Origin of the sequence: Comamonas squillarum (genome assembly GCF_025309455.1) — a bacterium.
Classification (GTDB): domain Bacteria; phylum Pseudomonadota; class Gammaproteobacteria; order Burkholderiales; family Burkholderiaceae_C; genus Comamonas; species Comamonas squillarum.
In genome coordinates this window covers 1,923,929-1,939,570 of the sequence record NZ_CP104377.1, presented here as the reverse complement: position 1 = coordinate 1,939,570, position 15,642 = coordinate 1,923,929, and the positions used below count along the sequence as shown (strand labels likewise).

19 protein-coding genes are annotated in these 15,642 nt (G+C 64.5%); 13 read left to right on the top strand and 6 right to left on the bottom strand.

Annotated features, from left to right (window positions below):
- Positions 1–19: 19 nt before the first annotated feature.
- Both N4T19_RS09070 and imuA read right to left on the bottom strand, forming a co-directional pair.
- Entirely contained in the window at positions 20–1,552 is a 1,533-nt protein-coding gene (locus tag N4T19_RS09070) for a Y-family DNA polymerase (RefSeq protein ID WP_232539401.1), read from the bottom strand.
- Positions 1,470–2,285, bottom strand: a complete 816-nt coding sequence (gene imuA / locus N4T19_RS09065; protein WP_182342886.1) for a translesion DNA synthesis-associated protein ImuA — start codon at positions 2,283–2,285, stop codon at positions 1,470–1,472. The genes N4T19_RS09070 and imuA overlap by 83 nt, the downstream gene beginning before the upstream one ends.
- 169 nt (positions 2,286–2,454) lie before the next feature.
- Here imuA and N4T19_RS09060 point away from each other — a divergent pair, with 169 nt between their 5' ends.
- Both N4T19_RS09060 and N4T19_RS09055 read left to right on the top strand, forming a co-directional pair.
- A complete protein-coding gene (locus tag N4T19_RS09060; protein ID WP_409935168.1) occupies positions 2,455–3,498 on the top strand; it encodes an MlaD family protein in 1,044 nt (347 codons plus the stop codon).
- Positions 3,495–4,175: a hypothetical protein gene (locus tag N4T19_RS09055; RefSeq protein ID WP_232539400.1), complete on the top strand. Its 681-nt coding sequence runs from the start codon at positions 3,495–3,497 to the stop codon at positions 4,173–4,175. The genes N4T19_RS09060 and N4T19_RS09055 overlap by 4 nt, the downstream gene beginning before the upstream one ends.
- A gap of 29 nt (positions 4,176–4,204) precedes the next feature.
- Here the strand turns inward: N4T19_RS09055 and N4T19_RS09050 are convergent, their stop codons facing one another.
- Positions 4,205–4,444 (bottom strand): hypothetical protein, encoded by a 240-nt coding sequence (locus N4T19_RS09050; protein WP_182342884.1) that lies wholly within the window; start codon positions 4,442–4,444, stop codon positions 4,205–4,207.
- A gap of 218 nt (positions 4,445–4,662) precedes the next feature.
- Here N4T19_RS09050 and N4T19_RS09045 point away from each other — a divergent pair, with 218 nt between their 5' ends.
- The gene (locus tag N4T19_RS09045) at positions 4,663–4,791 is read left to right on the top strand and encodes a hypothetical protein (RefSeq protein WP_260719959.1); all 129 of its coding nucleotides are present in this window, start codon (positions 4,663–4,665) and stop codon (positions 4,789–4,791) included.
- 54 nt (positions 4,792–4,845) lie between these two features.
- Positions 4,846–5,166: a plasmid stabilization protein gene (locus N4T19_RS09040; protein WP_116925895.1), complete on the top strand. Its 321-nt coding sequence runs from the start codon at positions 4,846–4,848 to the stop codon at positions 5,164–5,166.
- A gap of 54 nt (positions 5,167–5,220) precedes the next feature.
- Here the strand turns inward: N4T19_RS09040 and N4T19_RS09035 are convergent, their stop codons facing one another.
- On the bottom strand, positions 5,221–5,370 hold the full coding sequence (locus N4T19_RS09035) for a hypothetical protein (RefSeq protein ID WP_165841178.1): 150 nt from the start codon (positions 5,368–5,370) through the stop codon (positions 5,221–5,223).
- A gap of 169 nt (positions 5,371–5,539) precedes the next feature.
- Between N4T19_RS09035 and N4T19_RS09030 the strand changes: the two genes are divergently transcribed.
- Positions 5,540–6,598, top strand: coding sequence for an SDR family oxidoreductase (locus N4T19_RS09030; RefSeq protein WP_116925896.1), 1,059 nt, complete (start codon positions 5,540–5,542; stop codon positions 6,596–6,598).
- 111 nt (positions 6,599–6,709) lie between these two features.
- The gene (gene ykgO / locus N4T19_RS09025) at positions 6,710–6,859 is read left to right on the top strand and encodes a type B 50S ribosomal protein L36 (RefSeq protein ID WP_116925897.1); all 150 of its coding nucleotides are present in this window, start codon (positions 6,710–6,712) and stop codon (positions 6,857–6,859) included.
- 45 nt (positions 6,860–6,904) lie between these two features.
- Here the strand turns inward: ykgO and N4T19_RS09020 are convergent, their stop codons facing one another.
- Together N4T19_RS09020 and N4T19_RS09015 are read right to left on the bottom strand one after the other, a co-directional pair.
- Positions 6,905–7,300: a low affinity iron permease family protein gene (locus tag N4T19_RS09020; RefSeq protein ID WP_116925898.1), complete on the bottom strand. Its 396-nt coding sequence runs from the start codon at positions 7,298–7,300 to the stop codon at positions 6,905–6,907.
- 69 nt (positions 7,301–7,369) lie between these two features.
- A complete protein-coding gene (locus N4T19_RS09015) occupies positions 7,370–8,275 on the bottom strand; it encodes a LysR substrate-binding domain-containing protein (RefSeq protein ID WP_232539399.1) in 906 nt (301 codons plus the stop codon).
- Positions 8,276–8,412: 137 nt separating this feature from the next.
- Here N4T19_RS09015 and N4T19_RS09010 point away from each other — a divergent pair, with 137 nt between their 5' ends.
- The 7 genes from N4T19_RS09010 to pnp all read left to right on the top strand — a co-directional run bounded on the left by N4T19_RS09010 (position 8,413) and on the right by pnp (position 15,608).
- Entirely contained in the window at positions 8,413–9,645 is a 1,233-nt protein-coding gene (locus N4T19_RS09010; protein ID WP_116925899.1) for a metal-dependent hydrolase family protein, read from the top strand.
- Between the two features lie 24 nt (positions 9,646–9,669).
- The gene (locus tag N4T19_RS09005; RefSeq protein ID WP_182342882.1) at positions 9,670–11,028 is read left to right on the top strand and encodes an MFS transporter; all 1,359 of its coding nucleotides are present in this window, start codon (positions 9,670–9,672) and stop codon (positions 11,026–11,028) included.
- On the top strand, positions 11,025–11,561 hold the full coding sequence (locus tag N4T19_RS09000) for a GAF domain-containing protein (RefSeq protein ID WP_260719956.1): 537 nt from the start codon (positions 11,025–11,027) through the stop codon (positions 11,559–11,561). Before N4T19_RS09005 ends, N4T19_RS09000 begins: the two co-directional genes overlap by 4 nt.
- Positions 11,562–11,695: 134 nt before the next feature.
- On the top strand, positions 11,696–12,418 hold the full coding sequence (locus N4T19_RS08995; protein WP_260719954.1) for an AzlC family ABC transporter permease: 723 nt from the start codon (positions 11,696–11,698) through the stop codon (positions 12,416–12,418).
- Complete coding sequence (locus tag N4T19_RS08990) at positions 12,415–12,744, top strand: AzlD domain-containing protein (RefSeq protein ID WP_232539398.1); 330 nt, start codon at positions 12,415–12,417, stop codon at positions 12,742–12,744. Before N4T19_RS08995 ends, N4T19_RS08990 begins: the two co-directional genes overlap by 4 nt.
- A 132-nt stretch (positions 12,745–12,876) precedes the next feature.
- Positions 12,877–13,143: a 30S ribosomal protein S15 gene (rpsO, locus tag N4T19_RS08985; RefSeq protein ID WP_116925902.1), complete on the top strand. Its 267-nt coding sequence runs from the start codon at positions 12,877–12,879 to the stop codon at positions 13,141–13,143.
- A gap of 209 nt (positions 13,144–13,352) precedes the next feature.
- On the top strand, positions 13,353–15,608 hold the full coding sequence (gene pnp, locus N4T19_RS08980; protein WP_116925903.1) for a polyribonucleotide nucleotidyltransferase: 2,256 nt from the start codon (positions 13,353–13,355) through the stop codon (positions 15,606–15,608).
- The last annotated feature ends 34 nt before the right edge of the window (positions 15,609–15,642 follow it).

The following is a 15,642-nucleotide window of genomic DNA, read 5'->3' as shown; positions in this document are numbered from 1 at the left end:
TAGACGGGTGCGGCGCTGCTCAGGCAAAGCGGCCATGCAGAAACCAGGCGCCGCTGTTGGCGGACAAGCGGGTGTGGAAGATCCACAGCAAGCCGGCATGCGGGCTGTGGGCGACCCAGTAATCACGCAGCGCGGTGTGGGCGGTTTGGGTGATGGGGGCGGGTTGGGGCGGATCTTTGCGGTGATCGCTGTGATCGCTGCCGGGGGCCGCCTCATCGATGTGGGTGTCGCCATCCGAGTCGGCCGCCGGCAAAAAACCAGGGCTGCGGTGCCACCAGCCGCCTTCGATGCGCTGCGGGCCCAGCAGCAGCTGCAAGGGGCCGTGGTAGAGCGGCCGGCTCTGGCTGTCCTGCAGCAGTTGCAGGGGGGTGGGCAGCAAGAAGCTGGGCTGCGCAAGGGGCGGCACATGCAGCGGTGCATGCAGCCGTGAATGGGGCTGTGCAGCGGGCGGGGCGGCCTTGGCCTTGCCGGCTGGCTGCGCGGGCAGCCACTGCACCTGCCACTCGGGGCGGTGGTCGGGCCGCAGCAGCGGGCGCTGCACCTGGTCTTCGCCCAGGCGGGCGGTGATGCGTTCGAGCACCTGCTCCAGGCTTTCGCCATCGGCGGTTTTGTCGGGCAGCAGGCTGGCACTGCGCTCTTGCAACGCTTCGGGGGCATCGGCATGCAGGCGCAGCTCGCCGACAGGGGCTTGCAGCTGCACATGGGCCAGGTGCTCTTGCAGCAGGCGGCACAGGTGCTGCAGATCGCGCGTGGTGCTGGCGGTGTGGATGGTCAGCTCACCGCCATCGCCTACATGGCGGGAGCGCATCGCATCATGGCACCAGCACAGCCGAAAGCTGCGTACGCCCGCCCGCTGCGCCGCCAGCCAGCCGCACAGCTGCAGCAGCAGCTGGCGCGCGCCGTGCATCAGCGCATCGGCCTGGTCGATGCGCATGGGCAGCTCCAGCCGGGCATCAAAGCGGGCGGGCAACTGGATCCAGGGGTAGCGGTCGGGCAGCAGGCCATGGGCCTGGTCAAGGGCTTTCAGGATGTCCGTATCCATGCGCCGGGCCAGCGCGCCCCGGGGCAGCGCATGCACGGCGCCCAGGCTCTGGCAGCCCAGCTGGCTCAGCAGCTCGGCATGGCGGGCCACTGCATCGATGGCCTGCAAGGGCAGGGGCGCCAGCATCTGGGGCAGCGGCTGGCCCATGCCGTGGCGGATGCCGCAGCGCGCCAGCGCAATGGCCGCCAGGCTGGTGGGGGCCCAGCTGATGGCCTGCACGCCCAGCTGCCGGCTCTCGCGCAACAGGCGCCGGGCCAGTTGCTGGCGGCCGCCAAACAGGCGTTCGCTGGCCGAGAGCTCCAGCACCAGGGCATCGCCAAACACACTGTCCGAGGGCACGCAGGCCAGGCGCGGCGTGAACTGCTGCGCCCACAGTGCCAGGCCTTGCATCTGGGCCGTGGGCGTGGCGGGCGCGGCTGGGGTGGCCTCAGTGCTGCAGGCTGGACTGGGGCGCGCGCTGGCGGCGGGGTGGGGGAGTTGGGGCAGCAGGGCGGCCCAGATCGCTGTCATGGTCTGGCAAGAGGATGGCTCGGGTCGAGTTGGTGGAAGGAAGGGTGGCTGGCTGCGGCACGGTGCCGGGCCACAGGCGCGCGGGCAGCACGGCTTGCAGGCTGGGCGGCACGGCGGGCAGCTCCAGCGTGCCCTCGTGCACAGGGCCCCGGCGTTTGAGCAGCTCCAGCTGCAGCGACCAGGGCTGGCTGCTGCGCACCAAGAGGCGCAGTGGCGCCGCCGAGGCCTGGTGCCGGCTGCTCTCGGGCCGGAACACAAACACCAGGCCTTCAAACTGCTGGGCGCTGATCTGCAGGCGGCGTATCTGCTCGGGCTGCACCTGGGGCAGCCAGGCCAGCAGGGCGGCTGCGGCATTGGCCCGGAGCAGCTGCTCCAGCGCCCAGAGCTGGTCTTGCGGGCGGCTGCCGTGGATCCAGACCAGCTGCCCAGGCGCCAGGCCGCTTTGCGCCAGCCCGCTGGCATGGGGCGGCAGCGGCGGGCCCAGTGCGATGACAGGTTTGTGCGCTGGGCACTGCTGCAGGGCCATGCCGGTCAGGCGCCATTCCAAGGTGCCAGCCTGGGGCTGCAGCACCTCCGTCAGGCCCTGGCTGGGCCAGCCTTTGCCAGGCAGCTCGGCATCCAGCGCATCCCACCCAGTGGGGATGCCCGCCATCGGCGCGCGCACCAGGTGGTCGCCGCGCCAGAGCTGGGCGGCCACCGTGGGCGGCAGGGACAGGGCATCGAGTTTAGGCATGGCAAATAACTGTATATATGTACAGTATAAGAGCTTGCGCGGCTGCGATGTGTAACAAGCGACGGGCAAGCAGCGGGCGACTGGGCTGGAAAGTGAGTGTCTGCCTTTCAAAACAACCCATTGCAGCTTTGTTTTGAAGCGGGCAGCCAGCCGGGTAAGATCGCGGTACATGCAAATACCAGAACCCCACGACTCTGCCGACCGCCCCGCGCCGCCGTCTTCTGCCGCCTCTGCGCGGCGTATGGCCGTGGTCGATGGTGTGGCGGTAGACGGCCTGGCGCCGGTGCCGCACCTGGAGCGCAAGGCCGGGGCATTGCTGCTGTTTACCTTGCTGCTGATCCTGGGCTCGGCCTTCTACCTGATGTATGCGCGCGGCGTGTTTGAGCCCAAGCAGTCGCTGATCCTGACGGCCGATGACTCCGAAGGCGTCTCCATTGGGCTGGACATGACCTTCTCCGGCTTTGCGATCGGCAAGGTCAGCAAGATCGAGCTGGCGCCCGATGGCACGGTGCGCATCCATGTGGATGTGCCCGAGAAAGATGCACACTGGCTGCGTAGCAGCAGCGTGTTCACCTTGGTCAAGGGCCTGGTGGGCGGCACGACGATCAAGGCCTACTCGGGCATTCTGGACGACCCGCAGCTGGAGGACGGCGCTGTGCGCGCGGTGCTGTCGGGCGATGCGACGGCCGAGCTACCCCAGCTGATGAGCAATGCCCGCCAGCTGCTGGAGAACCTGAACATGATGACCTCCGCTGGCTCGGCCTTGGGCGGCACCCTGGAGCAGCTGCGTGACCTGAGCACCAAGCTCAACGGCCCCAGCGGCGCGCTGGGCGTGGTCATGGGCGGCGACGCCGAGGCGCGCAAGATATCGCAGACCCTGGACCGCACCAACCAGCTGCTGGCGCGGCTGGACGGCCTGGCCAAGAATGCCGACAAGCAGGTGTTTGGGGCCGATGGCGTGATGCCCGAAGTGCGCGCCACGGTGCAGCAGCTCAATGCCGTGCTGGGCGATGTGCGCGGCAGCCTGAAGAAGGTGGATGCGGTGCTGGTGGAGGCCCAGGCCGTGGGCGCCAATGCAAAGGATGCCACCCACCAGCTGGGTGATTTGCGTGCCGATGTGGAAGCCAACTTGCGCAAGGTGGAAGGCATGCTGACCGAGCTGAACCGCAAATGGCCGTTTGCCAAAAAGGATGCCGAGGTGCGACTGCCATGAGCGCCATGATTGCCATCACCACCCGCCTGGCCGCCGCACTGCTGGCTGCCGCTGTGCTGGGCGGCTGCGCCAGCGGCAAGAAGGCGCCCGACTGGGCGATCAACGAACAAGGCGCTGCCGAGCGCGCGACCGATGCCTACCTGTCGGGCAACAGCCGGGTGGCCGATGCCGAATGGCGGCGTGCACGCGATGAGGTAAGCCGCACCGCACGGCCCGATCTGCTGGCCCGGCTGGAGCTGGCGCGCTGCGCTGCGCAGGTGGCTGCCTTGGATGCCGCCCCTTGCACAGGCTTTGAGGCCGTGGCCCAGGATGCCGCCGATGCCGAACAGGCCTATGCGCGCTATCTGCAGGGCCAGCTGGCTGCCGGGGATGTGGCGCTGCTGCCCAAGGCCCAGCAGGCGGTGGCGCCGCTGGCGCCTGCGCAGGCAGCCGCTGCGCTGGCGGCGATAGAGGACCCGCTCTCGCGCCTGGTCGCTGCCGGGGTGTTGGCGGCGCGCGGGCCGGTGCCGATGGCGGTCGTCACCCAGGCGGTGGACACCGCTTCGGCCCAGGGCTGGCGCCGTGCCGTGATGGCCTGGCTGATCAACCAGCAGCGCCTAGCGCGGGAGCTGGGCGATACGGCGCTTGCCGAGCAGGTGCAGCGCCGGCTGGATCTCCTGCAGGCAACGCAGAAATAAGACCGCAGGCGCTCAAGCGCTGCATTCACTCACATTGACTGGCTCGTCGTCGTATCGGGCGCTGGCTCTGGCTGCGTGCCGGGGTAGGGGTGCTCGGGGTTGCCTGGGTAGGGGTGCACCGGCTCGCTTGGGTAGGGATGCTGCGGGTTGCCCGGGTAGGGATGCAAAGGGCTGGGCTCATACGTGCCCGGCTCACCAGGCGCCGGCTGGGGCTGGCCCGGGATAGGGGGCTGGGTATGCGATTGGCTGGGGTCGTAGGGCTGGGGCATGGTCGTTCTCCTGCTGCGGCATAGACAGCGCATGCAAAAGCCCAGTGTTGCAAGCGCTATGGCTGCGCTGTGTAGGCCTGGGGAGCGCGCAAAGGTACGCGCATCGCCGTTACGCCCTGTGTAAAGCGGAACAAGCGGCAGCAAAGCGTTTTTCTGACAGGCAGCGCCTTGCGCCAGGGCTAGGCTGAAAGCATTGACTCAGCCCTCGGAGAACCCCCATGCGCCATCTGCCCCCTGCAAACCTTGCGCTGGCTACACCACAAGCGCAAAAGCCAGTCCCCACCACCCCCAAGAAGCCCCAGCCCGGTGGTGGAGGCCCGCCTGCCGATGGTGATCCATCGCAGTAACCCCCATCCACCCTGAGCCACCCCGCCTCAACGCAGCACCCAAGGAGATTTGTGATGCCCCAAGGAGATAAATCCGCTTATACCGATAAGCAAAAACGCATGGCCCGCCATATCGAGAAAAGCTACGAGAAAAAAGGCGTGTCGGAAGACGAAGCCGCTGCACGCGCCTGGGCCACGGTGAACAAGGCTACCGGCGGCGGCAAGCGCTCCGGATCGGGCCGGGGCAAGGCCACAGGGCCGGGGTCGCAGCTCGCAGCCGCGCGCTCGGCAGCGGCCAGAAAAGCCGCAGCCAGCCGCAGCCCCGAAGCGCGCTCCGCATCGGCCAAAAAGGCGGCGGCTACCCGCAAGCGCAATGCCGCTGCCAAGAAAAACTGAGGATGTAAAACAGGCCAGCCACCGGGTGGTGTACTGGCCTGTTGCGTTGCCCGTTTAGACGGGTTCCGGATCTTTCACCGGTGGTTCATGCCCAGGTTCCTCGATCGGCAAGGTGCTGTCCGGCGGATCAATGGGCTCGGGCTTGGGCAGATCCGGCGGCGGTGGCGCCACCGGCGGTTGAGGGGGCGTAGTAGGGGTTGGCATGGCGGCCTCCTTTCTGCCTTGTTTGTACTGCGCGCTGCGACGGCCGTATGTCGGACAAGCTTGTCAGCGGGTAAGCGCATGTAGGGCGGTCGAGGTTGATGTAGCAGCGGTGTGCCGCTGCGGTATGTCGTTTCATTTTTTTAGAGTTCAAGATCCAAGGAGTTTCAGCATGAGCCCATCCACCAGCAAGTCCAAAAAGAGCGCCAGCAAGAAGCCTGCGGCAGAAAAGCGCTCGGTCGAGGAAGTGGTGGCTGCACAGCAGCGCATCCAGCATGCGCAAAGCCAAAATGACGCCCGGGCCAAGGCGTCCAAAAAAGCCAAGAGCAGCAAGGACGATAAAACCCGTAAAAAGACCGCACCCGGCCCCGGCCACGAGGTACCCACACCGCCGATGCCTGGCAAAAAGCTGGCCAAGCCCGGGCATGAGAAAGCGCTCGATCTGCAACCGCTCTACCTGGCAGACAACTACCGGGGCAGCGGCAAGCTCGAGGGCAAGACGGCGGTCATCACCGGCGGCGACTCGGGCATTGGCCGGGCGGTGGCCGTGCTGTTTGCCCGCGAGGGCGCGAATGTGGCGATCCTCTACCTCAATGAGCACGATGATGCGAAAGAAACCTGCCGCCTGATCGAGGACGAGGGCCAGCAGAGCCTGGCAATCTCCGGCAATGTGCAGGACCCGCAGTTTTGCGACAAGGCCGTCAAGCAGGTGCTGAAAAAATTTGGCGCGCTCAATGTGCTGGTCAACAATGCTGCGTTCCAGCAGCATGCGGCCGACATTGAGGACCTGAACACCGAGCGCCTCGACGAGACCTTTCGCACCAATATCTTTGGCTACTTCCACATGGTCAAGGCCGCCATTCCGTACCTGCAGCGGGGCGATGCGATTGTGAACACCGGCTCCGTTACCGGCCTGCGCGGCAGCAAGCAGCTGCTGGACTACTCTGCGACCAAGGGCGCCATCCATGCGTTTACTAAAGCGCTGGCGCAGAACCTGATGGAGCGGGGCATACGGGTGAATGCGGTGGCCCCGGGCCCGGTGTGGACACCGCTGAACCCGGCCGACAAAAACCCAGAGGACCTGCGCAAGTTTGGCGCTGACACGCAGATGGGCCGGCCCGCCCAGCCCGAGGAGCTGGCGCCCGCCTATGTGTTTTTGGCCTCCCAGGCCTGCTCCAGCTATATCTCCGGCATTGTGTTGCCGGTGACGGGGAGCGTCGGCGAATCCTGAGCGAAGGCTTGCGGATGCAGCGCTTTACATCGATCCCAAGGAACGGGGTTGAAATGATAATGAGAATGCATTATCATTTTTGCTCTGTTGCTGTTTTGGAGAAGCTCTGCCATGCAAGTCCTGTCCTCGCTCAAAGAAGCTAAGAAGCGCCACCGTGATTGCCAGGTGGTCAAGCGCCGTGGCCGCATCTATGTGATCTGCAAGTCCAACCCGCGCTTCAAGGCGCGCCAGGGCGGGGCCAAGAACAAGCACAAGCGCTGACACCACCGGGGTGTCTGCACGTGGCTGGGCAGGCTGGGTGGGTGCTCAGCGGGTGGTGTTGCCGTCCTCGGCCTGGCGGGCCTTGTCGGCCAGAATGTCGAACTCCTTGCGCAGCGCATCCAGCTCGTCTTCGTCCAGCTCTTCCAGTGAAAGCATGCGGTTGCGGGCGGGCTCGATCGCGCGAATGAGCTCATCGAGCTTGATCTGCATGGCCTCAGTATCGCTGTTCTGGGTGGACTGGATCAGGAACACCATCAGGAAGGTAACGATGGTGGTGCCGGTGTTGATCACCAGCTGCCAGGTGTCGTTGAAACCAAAGAACGGGCCGCTGAGGGCCCAGAGCACGATGACCGCCAGGGCACCGACGAAGCAGACGGGGTGGCCGCTGAACTTGGCAACCGAGCGGGCAATTTTGTTGAAAGGGGAATGGTGGGTCTTCACAGGAACTCCTTCGCTCAGGGCTGATGTCCAGCATAGAAGCAAAGGAGGCGGCCAGGTTGCCGCTGCAGATCAAGTGGCTGTAGGAGGGTGGCGGCATTCCTGCTGCAACCATTCGCCAAAGCGCTGGTAGCTTTCCATGTCGCTGCGCCAGGTGGGGGCACAGAGGTAGTAGCCCAGCGGGCTTTCAAAGCGCTGGCCAAAGGGCTCTACCAGCTTGTGCGATGCCAGCGACTCCTGCAGCAGGCAACTGGGCACCAGCGCCACGCCCAAGCCGCCAATAGCGGCCTGGATGATGAGGGTAAAGAGGTTGAAGCCCGGGCCGATGCGTGCGCCTTCATAGGGGCCGGCATAGGCGGTGAACCAGTCGTCCCAGGAGGTGGGCAGCTCGATATGCTGCAGCAGGCTGCACTGCTTGAGGTCGTTGAAGTGCGCAATCGGGTGCTGCTGCAGGTAACTGGGCGAACACACGATGCTGGTCTCGCGCCCGATCAGGTACTGGGCATCGGCAATCGGCCAGTCGCCGTAGCCGTATTGGATGGAGGCATCGAAGCCATCGCCGGTCTCGGCGCTGTCGGTGGTGCTGTAGCGCACAAAGTGGATGGCGATGTGCGGATTGCTGGCGCGAAAGCTCTCCAGCCGGGGAAACAGCCAGTTGGCGGCAAAGGTGGGCGCGACCGACAGGCTGAGCAGGTGGGCGTTCTGCGCGGTGGAGATGACCTGGGTGGTGGCGCGTTCGAGCGACTCCATCGCCGGGCGCACGAGTTTGAGGTAGTTCTCGCCGATATGGGTCAGCGCCAAGCCATGGCTGCGGCGCATGAACAAGGGGTGGCCCAGGTAGGCCTCCAGGCCCGCGATGTGGCGGCTGATGGCGCTTTGCGTGACAAACAGCTCCTTGGCGGCCTTGGAAAACGACAGGTGCTGCGCCGACAGCAAAAAGGCATTCAGCTCTGAAATCGTGGGGCAGCGTCGGCGCATGGGGTATGAGCTCCACTCATGATGGTAGGAAGAATTGGCAGATGCATGACGTCATGTCATTGCCACATATTGTTGCAGCTTGGCTAGAGTTCGGGGCATTAGAGGCAACCATGGCGCTGTGAACGCCACAACCGATTATGCAATCCACCCTGATCCGCAATGCCAAGATTCTGGACACCCGGAATCTCGTATTGACTTCTACTCATACCATTTTGGTGCGCAACGGTCTGATCGAAAAGATCAGTGCCGAAGACTTCGAGGTGGCGGACGCCACCGTCATCGATGCCAAGGGGATGACCTTGATGCCCGGCCTGATCGACTGCCATGTGCACGTGATGGCCTCGGGCTTCAACCTGGGTGCGGTTGCCAATCTGCCCAATGCGCTGGCGCTGCTGCGCGCGCTGCCCATCATGAAGGGCATGATCGACCGGGGCTTTACCTCGGTGCGCGATGCCGGCGGTGCCGACTGGGCGCTGGCCGAAGGGGTGCGTACGCGCCAGGTGGCTGGCCCGCGCTTGTTCTGCGCTGGCAAGGCGCTGTCGCAAACTGGCGGCCATGGCGATTTCCGAGCGCGCAATGACACGCTCGACCCCTGCTCCTGCGCCTACAAGATCGGCAATATCGGCAAGGTGGTCGATGGCGTCGATGCCTGCCGCCTGGCGGTGCGCGAAGAGATTCTGAAGGGCGCCACCCAGATCAAGGTGATGGCCTCGGGCGGCGTGGCCTCGCCCAACGATCCGATCAACAACCTAGGCTTTTCGGTCTCGGAGCTGACCGCCATTGTGGAAGAGGCCCACAATGCGAACACCTATGTGATGGCCCATGCGTATACGCCCCAGGCCATTACCCGTGCCATCGAGTGCGGCGTGCGCACCATCGAGCACGGCAATCTGGTCGATGCACCCACCGCCAAGCTGATGCAGGAAAAGGGTGCCTACATGGTGCCGACCCTGATCACCTACGAAGGCCTGGCCAACGACGGCGCCAAGTACGGTCTGCCCGACGAATCGGTGCAAAAGATTGCCAAGGTGCGCACCAACGGCCTCAAGGCGCTGGAAGTGCTGGATGCCGCCGGCGTGAAGATGGGTTTTGGCAGCGACTTGCTGGGCGAGACGCACTACATGCAATCGGACGAGCTGGTGCTGCGCGCCAAGGTGCTGGGCCACGCCAAGGTGGTGCAACAAGCCACCCTGATCGGCGCCGAGATCCTGAACCACGAAGGCCTGCTGGGCGAAGTGGTGGAGAGTGCCTATGCGGACTTGCTGCTGGTCGACGGCAACCCGCTGGAAGATGTCTCGGTGCTGACCCAGCATGACGCGGCGATCAAGCTGATCATGCGCGACGGCTTCATCCACAAGAACGCCTGCTGATGGGCTTTGAGCGAGAACAACTATATGTATAACGCTTCCGAACGTCTGGAGCGGCTGCCTTTCAGCCGCTTCCATTTCACCTTGCTCATCATTGGCGGCCTGGGCTTGGCCTTTGAGGCGCTGGATGCGGGCATCATCGCCTTCATCCTGCCTTCGCTGCGCGAACAATGGGGTTTGACCGGCATTCAGACAGGCTGGATTGCCAGCAGCACCTATGTCGGCTTCCTGGTGGGCGCGCTGCTGTCGGGCATGCTGGGCGACCGCTTTGGCCGCAAGGTCGTGATGATGTGGGCGCTGGTGCTGTTTTGCGTGGCCACCTTCATCAATGCCTTTGCCACCAACTTCCATGAGTTCTACATCCTGCGCATGATTGCCGGTGTGGGCATGGGCGCGGAGGGGGCGATCGTCGCGCCTTACCTGGCCGAGTTTGTCAGCAGCCGCTACCGGGGCCGCTTCACCGGTGCGCTGGCGGGCTTTTTTTCCTTTGGTTTTGTGATGTCGGCGCTGCTGGGGTATTTCATCGTGCCGATGAGCGACGACGGCTGGCGCTGGATCATGGTCATCGCCTCGGTGCCGGTGGTGTTCCTGCTGTGGATGCGCCGCGCGCTGTTCGAGTCGCCCCGCTGGCTCGAAGAGATGGGCCGCCATGACGAGGCCAGCCGCATCTGTACCGCCATTGAAGAGCAGGTCAAGCGCAGCAGCGGCAAGCCGCTGCCCGAGCCGGTGAAGATGAGCCTGGCTGCCAAGGCTGCCGATTCCGCCGTGCAAGGCGCCTGGGCCAAGCTGGCTACCCTGGTCAAGCCCCAGTACCTGCAAACCACCTTGGTGGTCTGGGTGTTCTGGATCACGGTGATGTTCTGCTACTACGCCTTCCTGGTCTGGATTCCGAGCCTGTTGGTGGCGCGTGGCTTTGCGGTGACCAAGAGCTTCTCCTTCACTATCCTGATCTATCTGGCGCAGATCCCCGGCTACTACTCCGCTGCCTACCTGAACGACAAGATCGGCCGCAAGTACACCATCCTGGCTTACATGCTGGTGTCCTGCCTGGCAGCGCTGGGCCTGGCCTTTGCCGGTGCGGACCAGGAGATCATCCTGCTGAGCATGCTGCTGTCCTTTGGCATGAATGGCGTGATTGCCGGCCAGTACACCTACACCTCGGAAATCTACCCGACCTCGATCCGTGCCACCGGCATGGGAACGGCCTCGGCGCTGGCTCGTATCGGCTCGATCGCCTCGCCCACCATCGTGGGGGCAGCCTACCCGGTGCTGGGCTTTGGTGGCGTGTTTGCGTTGATGACGGGTGTGCTGTTTGTCGGCGGCATGGGCATCTTGCTGTTCGGCAAGAACACGCATGGCGTGTCCCTGGAAGGGATTCAGCAATGAGCACCACCCATGTCCTGGGCCGCCTGGCCCACACCCTGGGCCAGAGCAGCGATGCCGAGCGCCACTGGGCCGCGATTGCCGAGGCCTGCCAGCAGCTGTTTGGCTATGGCCTGCTGACCGGCCTGGTCTACCTGCAGCAGGAAAAGCTGATGCGCCGCATCTACTCGTCCAACGAGGACATCAGCCCGCTGGGCGGCTTCAAGGCCACCGGCAAGGGCCCCTGGTCGGGCCGGGTGCTGGACCAGGGCCTGCCCTATATCGGGCGGGATGAGGGCGACATCCGCACCGTGTTCTCCGAAGCCGAGGACCTGGTTGCCCGAGGCCTGCATGCGGTGCTGAATATTCCCGTCTGGTATGGCGGGGAGGTGCTGGGCTCCATCAATATCCTGGGCCCGCGCGGCGCCTACAACGCCGTGCCCGAGACGCTGATCCACCTGGTGGCCGGTGTCTGCGTGCCGGCGCTGGCCTCGGCCCGCGAGACCGCGCGGGAAGCTGCGCGCGGCATTGACAGCGCCAGTCTGCAAAGCGTCTGAGCGTCTGGCTTGGTGTCACCAAAGCCCGCAAGGCCCCTGGTCCTGCGGGCTTTTTTGCGCCCAAGCAGCCCCTGGCGCCCCAAAGACATGCAGCGGCCTGCGCCCAGGTGCAACACCCTCTACAATCGCCGCCCATGGCTTCTAACAGTTCAGGGCTCTGGTCCTCGCCCGCCGTGCGCATGGGCGTGTCGATCAGCATTGCCACCGGTTTGTACGGCATCTCTTTTGGCGCGCTGGGCGTGGCAGCAGGCCTGACGGTCTGGCAGACCTGCGCCTTGAGCTTGCTGATGTTTACCGGCGGCTCGCAGTTTGCGTTTGTCGGCGTGGTCGCGGGCGGCGGTGCCGGTGCGGCGGCCCTGGGCGCAGCCAGCCTGCTGGGCGTGCGCAATGCGGTCTACGGCGTGCAGATGGCGGCCTTGCTCGGCCCGCGCGGCCTGGCACGCCTGCTGTCGGCGCAGTTGACCATTGATGAATCGGCCGCCACCGCGCTGGGGCAGGCGGACAAGGACGAGCAAAAACGGGGCTTTTGGACCGCAGGGGTGGGCGTCTACCTGCTGTGGAACCTGTTCACCGCTGCGGGCGCCTTGCTGGGCAATGCCCTGGGCGACCCGGGGCGCTGGGGCCTGGACGGCGCAGCGGTGGCCGCCTTTATGGGCCTGCTGTGGCCGCGCCTGACGCACAAGGAGCCCATCGCGCTGGCGGTGGTCGCTGCCAGCATTGCGATGCTGGCGGTGCCCTGGGTGGCGCCGGGCGTGCCTATCTTGATTGCGGCGGTGGTGGGGGGCGCCTGGGGTTACGGCTCGCGCAGCAGCGGCCCGGCCGGGCAGGGCGCGAGCGCGCAGGAGGCCGCACGATGAATGCGATGGCAGACGTGGGCAACCACTGGTGGATCTGGTTGCTGCTGGCCAGCGCCGTGACCTATGGCACCAAGCTGCTGGGCTACGGCGTGCCCGCGCACTGGCTGCGCCACCCGCGCATGGCCCGGGTGGCTGGTGCGCTGACGATTGCGCTGCTGGCGGCGCTGACCGCCATGAACACCCTTGTCAGCGGCCAGCAGCTGGTGCTCGATGCGCGCCTGGCGGCGATGGCCGTGGCCATCATCGCGCTGGCGCTGCGCGCGCCGTTTTTGCTGGTGGTGGTGCTGGGCGCGGCGGCATCGGCTTTGGTGCGGTTTTGGGCCTGAAAACTGAAAACTAGTTATTGGGTATAATTGCAGGGTTTTGCATGGTGCAAGACGCACGTCGCAAGCTTTTCCGGCTGCGGCGCAAGTAACCAGAATGCCAGCGCAAGCCGGTGTTCCTTATAAGGAAAACACATGATCGCCGCATCTATCAAGGCCGAAGTTGTAAAGGCCAACGCACGTTCCGCTACCGATACGGGCAGCCCAGAAGTCCAAGTGGCTCTGCTGACCGCCCGCATCAACGAACTGACCCCTCACTTCAAGACGCACGCCAAGGACCACCACGGTCGTCGCGGCCTGCTGCGCATGGTGAGCCGTCGTCGTAAGCTGTTGGACTACCTCAAGTCCAAGGACGCTGACCGTTACACTGCACTGATCGCTAAGCTGGGCCTGCGTAAGTAAGCCCAGGGTGAGATGGAGACGCCTGAGTTAGTCCGCTAGCTCAGGCGTTTTTTACTTCAACGCCGCGCAAACAGAGCGAAGCTGTGTCATTCCAAGGGGGCTGAACCCCGGGTTCCAGGCCTTCAACCTCCCTGGAATGGCATCGTGTTCTGAATGCCGGCTCCTGCCGAGAACCGACAGGTTTTTGGCTGTTTAACCAGGAGCAATCTATGTCCATATTCAACAAAGTCACCAAGACTTTCCAGTGGGGCCAACACACGGTCACGATGGAAACCGGTGAAATCGCCCGCCAGGCTTCCGGCGCGGTGCTGGTCAACATCGACGACACCGTGGTGCTGGCGACGGTCGTGGGCTCCAAGATCGCCAAGGCCGGTCAGGACTTTTTCCCGCTGACCGTTGACTACATCGAGAAGACCTACGCTGCGGGCAAGATCCCCGGCAGCTTCTTCAAGCGCGAAGCCAAGCCGAGCGAGCTCGAGACGCTGACCAGCCGCCTGATCGACCGCCCGATCCGTCCGCTGTTCCCCGAAGGTTTCTACAACGACGTGCATGTGGTCATCCACACCATCTCGCTGAACCCTGAAGTGGATGCCGACATCGCTGCGATGATCGCTGTCTCCGCTGCACTGTCCATCTCGGGCATTCCTTTCAACGGCCCTATCGGTGCTGCCCGCGTGGGTTACATCAACGGCGAATACGTGCTCAACCCCGGCCAGACCCAGCGCAAGGATTCGCTGATGGATCTGGTGGTGGCGGGCACCGAAGCTGCTGTGCTGATGGTTGAATCCGAAGCCCAACAACTGCCTGAAGAAGTGATGCTGGGTGCTGTGGTCTATGGCCACGAGCAAGGCCAGGTCGCGATCAACGCCATCCACGAGCTGGTGCGCGAAGCGGGCAAGCCCGCATGGGACTGGGCCGCGCCTGCCAAGGACGAAGCACTGATCGCCAAGGTCGGCGAGCTGGGCGATGCCGCCCTGCGCGATGCATACCAACTGCGCAACAAGCAAGCCCGTACGCTGGCCTGCCGCCAGGCATACGCTGCTGTGAAGGCCGGTCTTGCCGAGCAAGGCGTGGCCTTTGACGGCGTCAAGGTCGATGGCATGCTGTTCGACATCGAAGCGCGCATCGTGCGCTCGCAGATTCTGGCCGGTGAGCCCCGTATCGACGGCCGCGACACCCGTACCGTGCGTCCTATCGAGATCCGTTCGTCCGTGCTGCCCCGCACCCACGGCTCGGCCCTGTTCACCCGTGGTGAAACCCAGGCGCTGGTGATCTCCACCCTGGGCACCGAGCGTGATGCACAGCGCATCGACGCGCTGGCTGGCGAGTTTGAAGACCGCTTCCTGTTCCACTACAACATGCCTCCCTTTGCCACCGGCGAAGTGGGCCGCATGGGCTCGACCAAGCGCCGCGAAATCGGCCACGGCCGTCTGGCCAAGCGCGCTCTGGCCGCTTGCCTGCCTTCGAAGGAAGAGTTCCCCTACACCATCCGTGTGGTGTCGGAGATCACCGAATCGAACGGTTCCTCGTCGATGGCTTCGGTCTGCGGCGGCTGCCTGTCGATGATGGATGCCGGCGTGCCGATGAAGGCCCACGTGGCCGGTATCGCCATGGGTCTGATCAAGGAAGACAACAAGTTTGCCGTGCTGACCGACATCCTGGGTGACGAAGATCATCTGGGTGACATGGACTTCAAGGTAGCCGGTACCACCAACGGTATCACCGCGCTGCAGATGGACATCAAGATCCAGGGCATCACCAAGGAAATCATGCAAGTGGCACTGGCGCAAGCCAAGGAAGCGCGCATGCACATCCTGGGCAAGATGCAAGAAGCGATGGGCGAAGCCAAGGCCGAAGTCTCGTCGTTCGCGCCCAAGCTCTACACGATGAAGATCAATCCCGAGAAGATCCGTGACGTGATCGGCAAGGGCGGCGCCACCATCCGTGCGCTGACCGAAGAGACCGGCACCCAGATCAACATCGAGGAAGATGGCACCATCACCATCGCCGCCACCGATGGCGCCAAGGCGGACGAAGCCAAGCGCCGCATCGAAGAGATCACCGCCGAAGTCGAAATCGGCAAGATTTACGAAGGCCCGATCGTCAAGATCCTGGAATTCGGTGCCCTGGTGAACCTGCTGCCCGGCAAGGACGGTCTGTTGCACATCAGCCAGATCGCCCACGAGCGCGTGGAAAAGGTGACCGACTACCTGAGCGAAGGCCAGGTCGTCAAGGTCAAGGTGCTGGAGACGGACGAAAAGGGCCGTGTCAAGCTGTCGATGAAGGCGCTGCTGGACCGTCCAGCCGGCATGGCCGAGCGTGAGCCACGCGAATCGCGTGAACCACGCGGCGATCGTGGTGACCGCGGCGACCGTGGTGATCGCGCTCCCCGCCAGCACCGCGAACCACGCGAGCCGCGCGTGGACGGTGATGCTGACCAGCAGCAGCAACAACAACAGCAATAATTTGCTGTGTGACGCACCCATGCGCCTGGCGCTG

What these genes read in the sequence shown, in the direction of transcription:
- N4T19_RS08990 (WP_232539398.1), top strand. Translation starts at nt 12,415, where the DNA reads ATGAATGCGATGGCAGACGTGGGCAACCACTGGTGGATCTGGTTGCTG.
- N4T19_RS09030 (WP_116925896.1), top strand. Translation starts at nt 5,540, where the DNA reads ATGAGCCCATCCACCAGCAAGTCCAAAAAGAGCGCCAGCAAGAAGCCT.
- N4T19_RS09040 (WP_116925895.1), top strand. Translation starts at nt 4,846, where the DNA reads ATGCCCCAAGGAGATAAATCCGCTTATACCGATAAGCAAAAACGCATG.
- N4T19_RS09000 (WP_260719956.1), top strand. Translation starts at nt 11,025, where the DNA reads ATGAGCACCACCCATGTCCTGGGCCGCCTGGCCCACACCCTGGGCCAG.
- imuA (WP_182342886.1), bottom strand. Translation starts at nt 2,285, where the DNA reads ATGCCTAAACTCGATGCCCTGTCCCTGCCGCCCACGGTGGCCGCCCAG.
- N4T19_RS09050 (WP_182342884.1), bottom strand. Translation starts at nt 4,444, where the DNA reads ATGCCCCAGCCCTACGACCCCAGCCAATCGCATACCCAGCCCCCTATC.
- N4T19_RS09070 (WP_232539401.1), bottom strand. Translation starts at nt 1,552, where the DNA reads ATGACAGCGATCTGGGCCGCCCTGCTGCCCCAACTCCCCCACCCCGCC.
- pnp (WP_116925903.1), top strand. Translation starts at nt 13,353, where the DNA reads ATGTCCATATTCAACAAAGTCACCAAGACTTTCCAGTGGGGCCAACAC.
- N4T19_RS09045 (WP_260719959.1), top strand. Translation starts at nt 4,663, where the DNA reads ATGCGCCATCTGCCCCCTGCAAACCTTGCGCTGGCTACACCACAAGCG.
- ykgO (WP_116925897.1), top strand. Translation starts at nt 6,710, where the DNA reads ATGCAAGTCCTGTCCTCGCTCAAAGAAGCTAAGAAGCGCCACCGTGAT.
- N4T19_RS09035 (WP_165841178.1), bottom strand. Translation starts at nt 5,370, where the DNA reads ATGCCAACCCCTACTACGCCCCCTCAACCGCCGGTGGCGCCACCGCCG.
- rpsO (WP_116925902.1), top strand. Translation starts at nt 12,877, where the DNA reads ATGATCGCCGCATCTATCAAGGCCGAAGTTGTAAAGGCCAACGCACGT.
- N4T19_RS08995 (WP_260719954.1), top strand. Translation starts at nt 11,696, where the DNA reads ATGGCTTCTAACAGTTCAGGGCTCTGGTCCTCGCCCGCCGTGCGCATG.
- N4T19_RS09010 (WP_116925899.1), top strand. Translation starts at nt 8,413, where the DNA reads ATGCAATCCACCCTGATCCGCAATGCCAAGATTCTGGACACCCGGAAT.
- N4T19_RS09015 (WP_232539399.1), bottom strand. Translation starts at nt 8,275, where the DNA reads ATGCGCCGACGCTGCCCCACGATTTCAGAGCTGAATGCCTTTTTGCTG.
- N4T19_RS09005 (WP_182342882.1), top strand. Translation starts at nt 9,670, where the DNA reads ATGTATAACGCTTCCGAACGTCTGGAGCGGCTGCCTTTCAGCCGCTTC.
- N4T19_RS09060 (WP_409935168.1), top strand. Translation starts at nt 2,455, where the DNA reads ATGCAAATACCAGAACCCCACGACTCTGCCGACCGCCCCGCGCCGCCG.
- N4T19_RS09055 (WP_232539400.1), top strand. Translation starts at nt 3,495, where the DNA reads ATGAGCGCCATGATTGCCATCACCACCCGCCTGGCCGCCGCACTGCTG.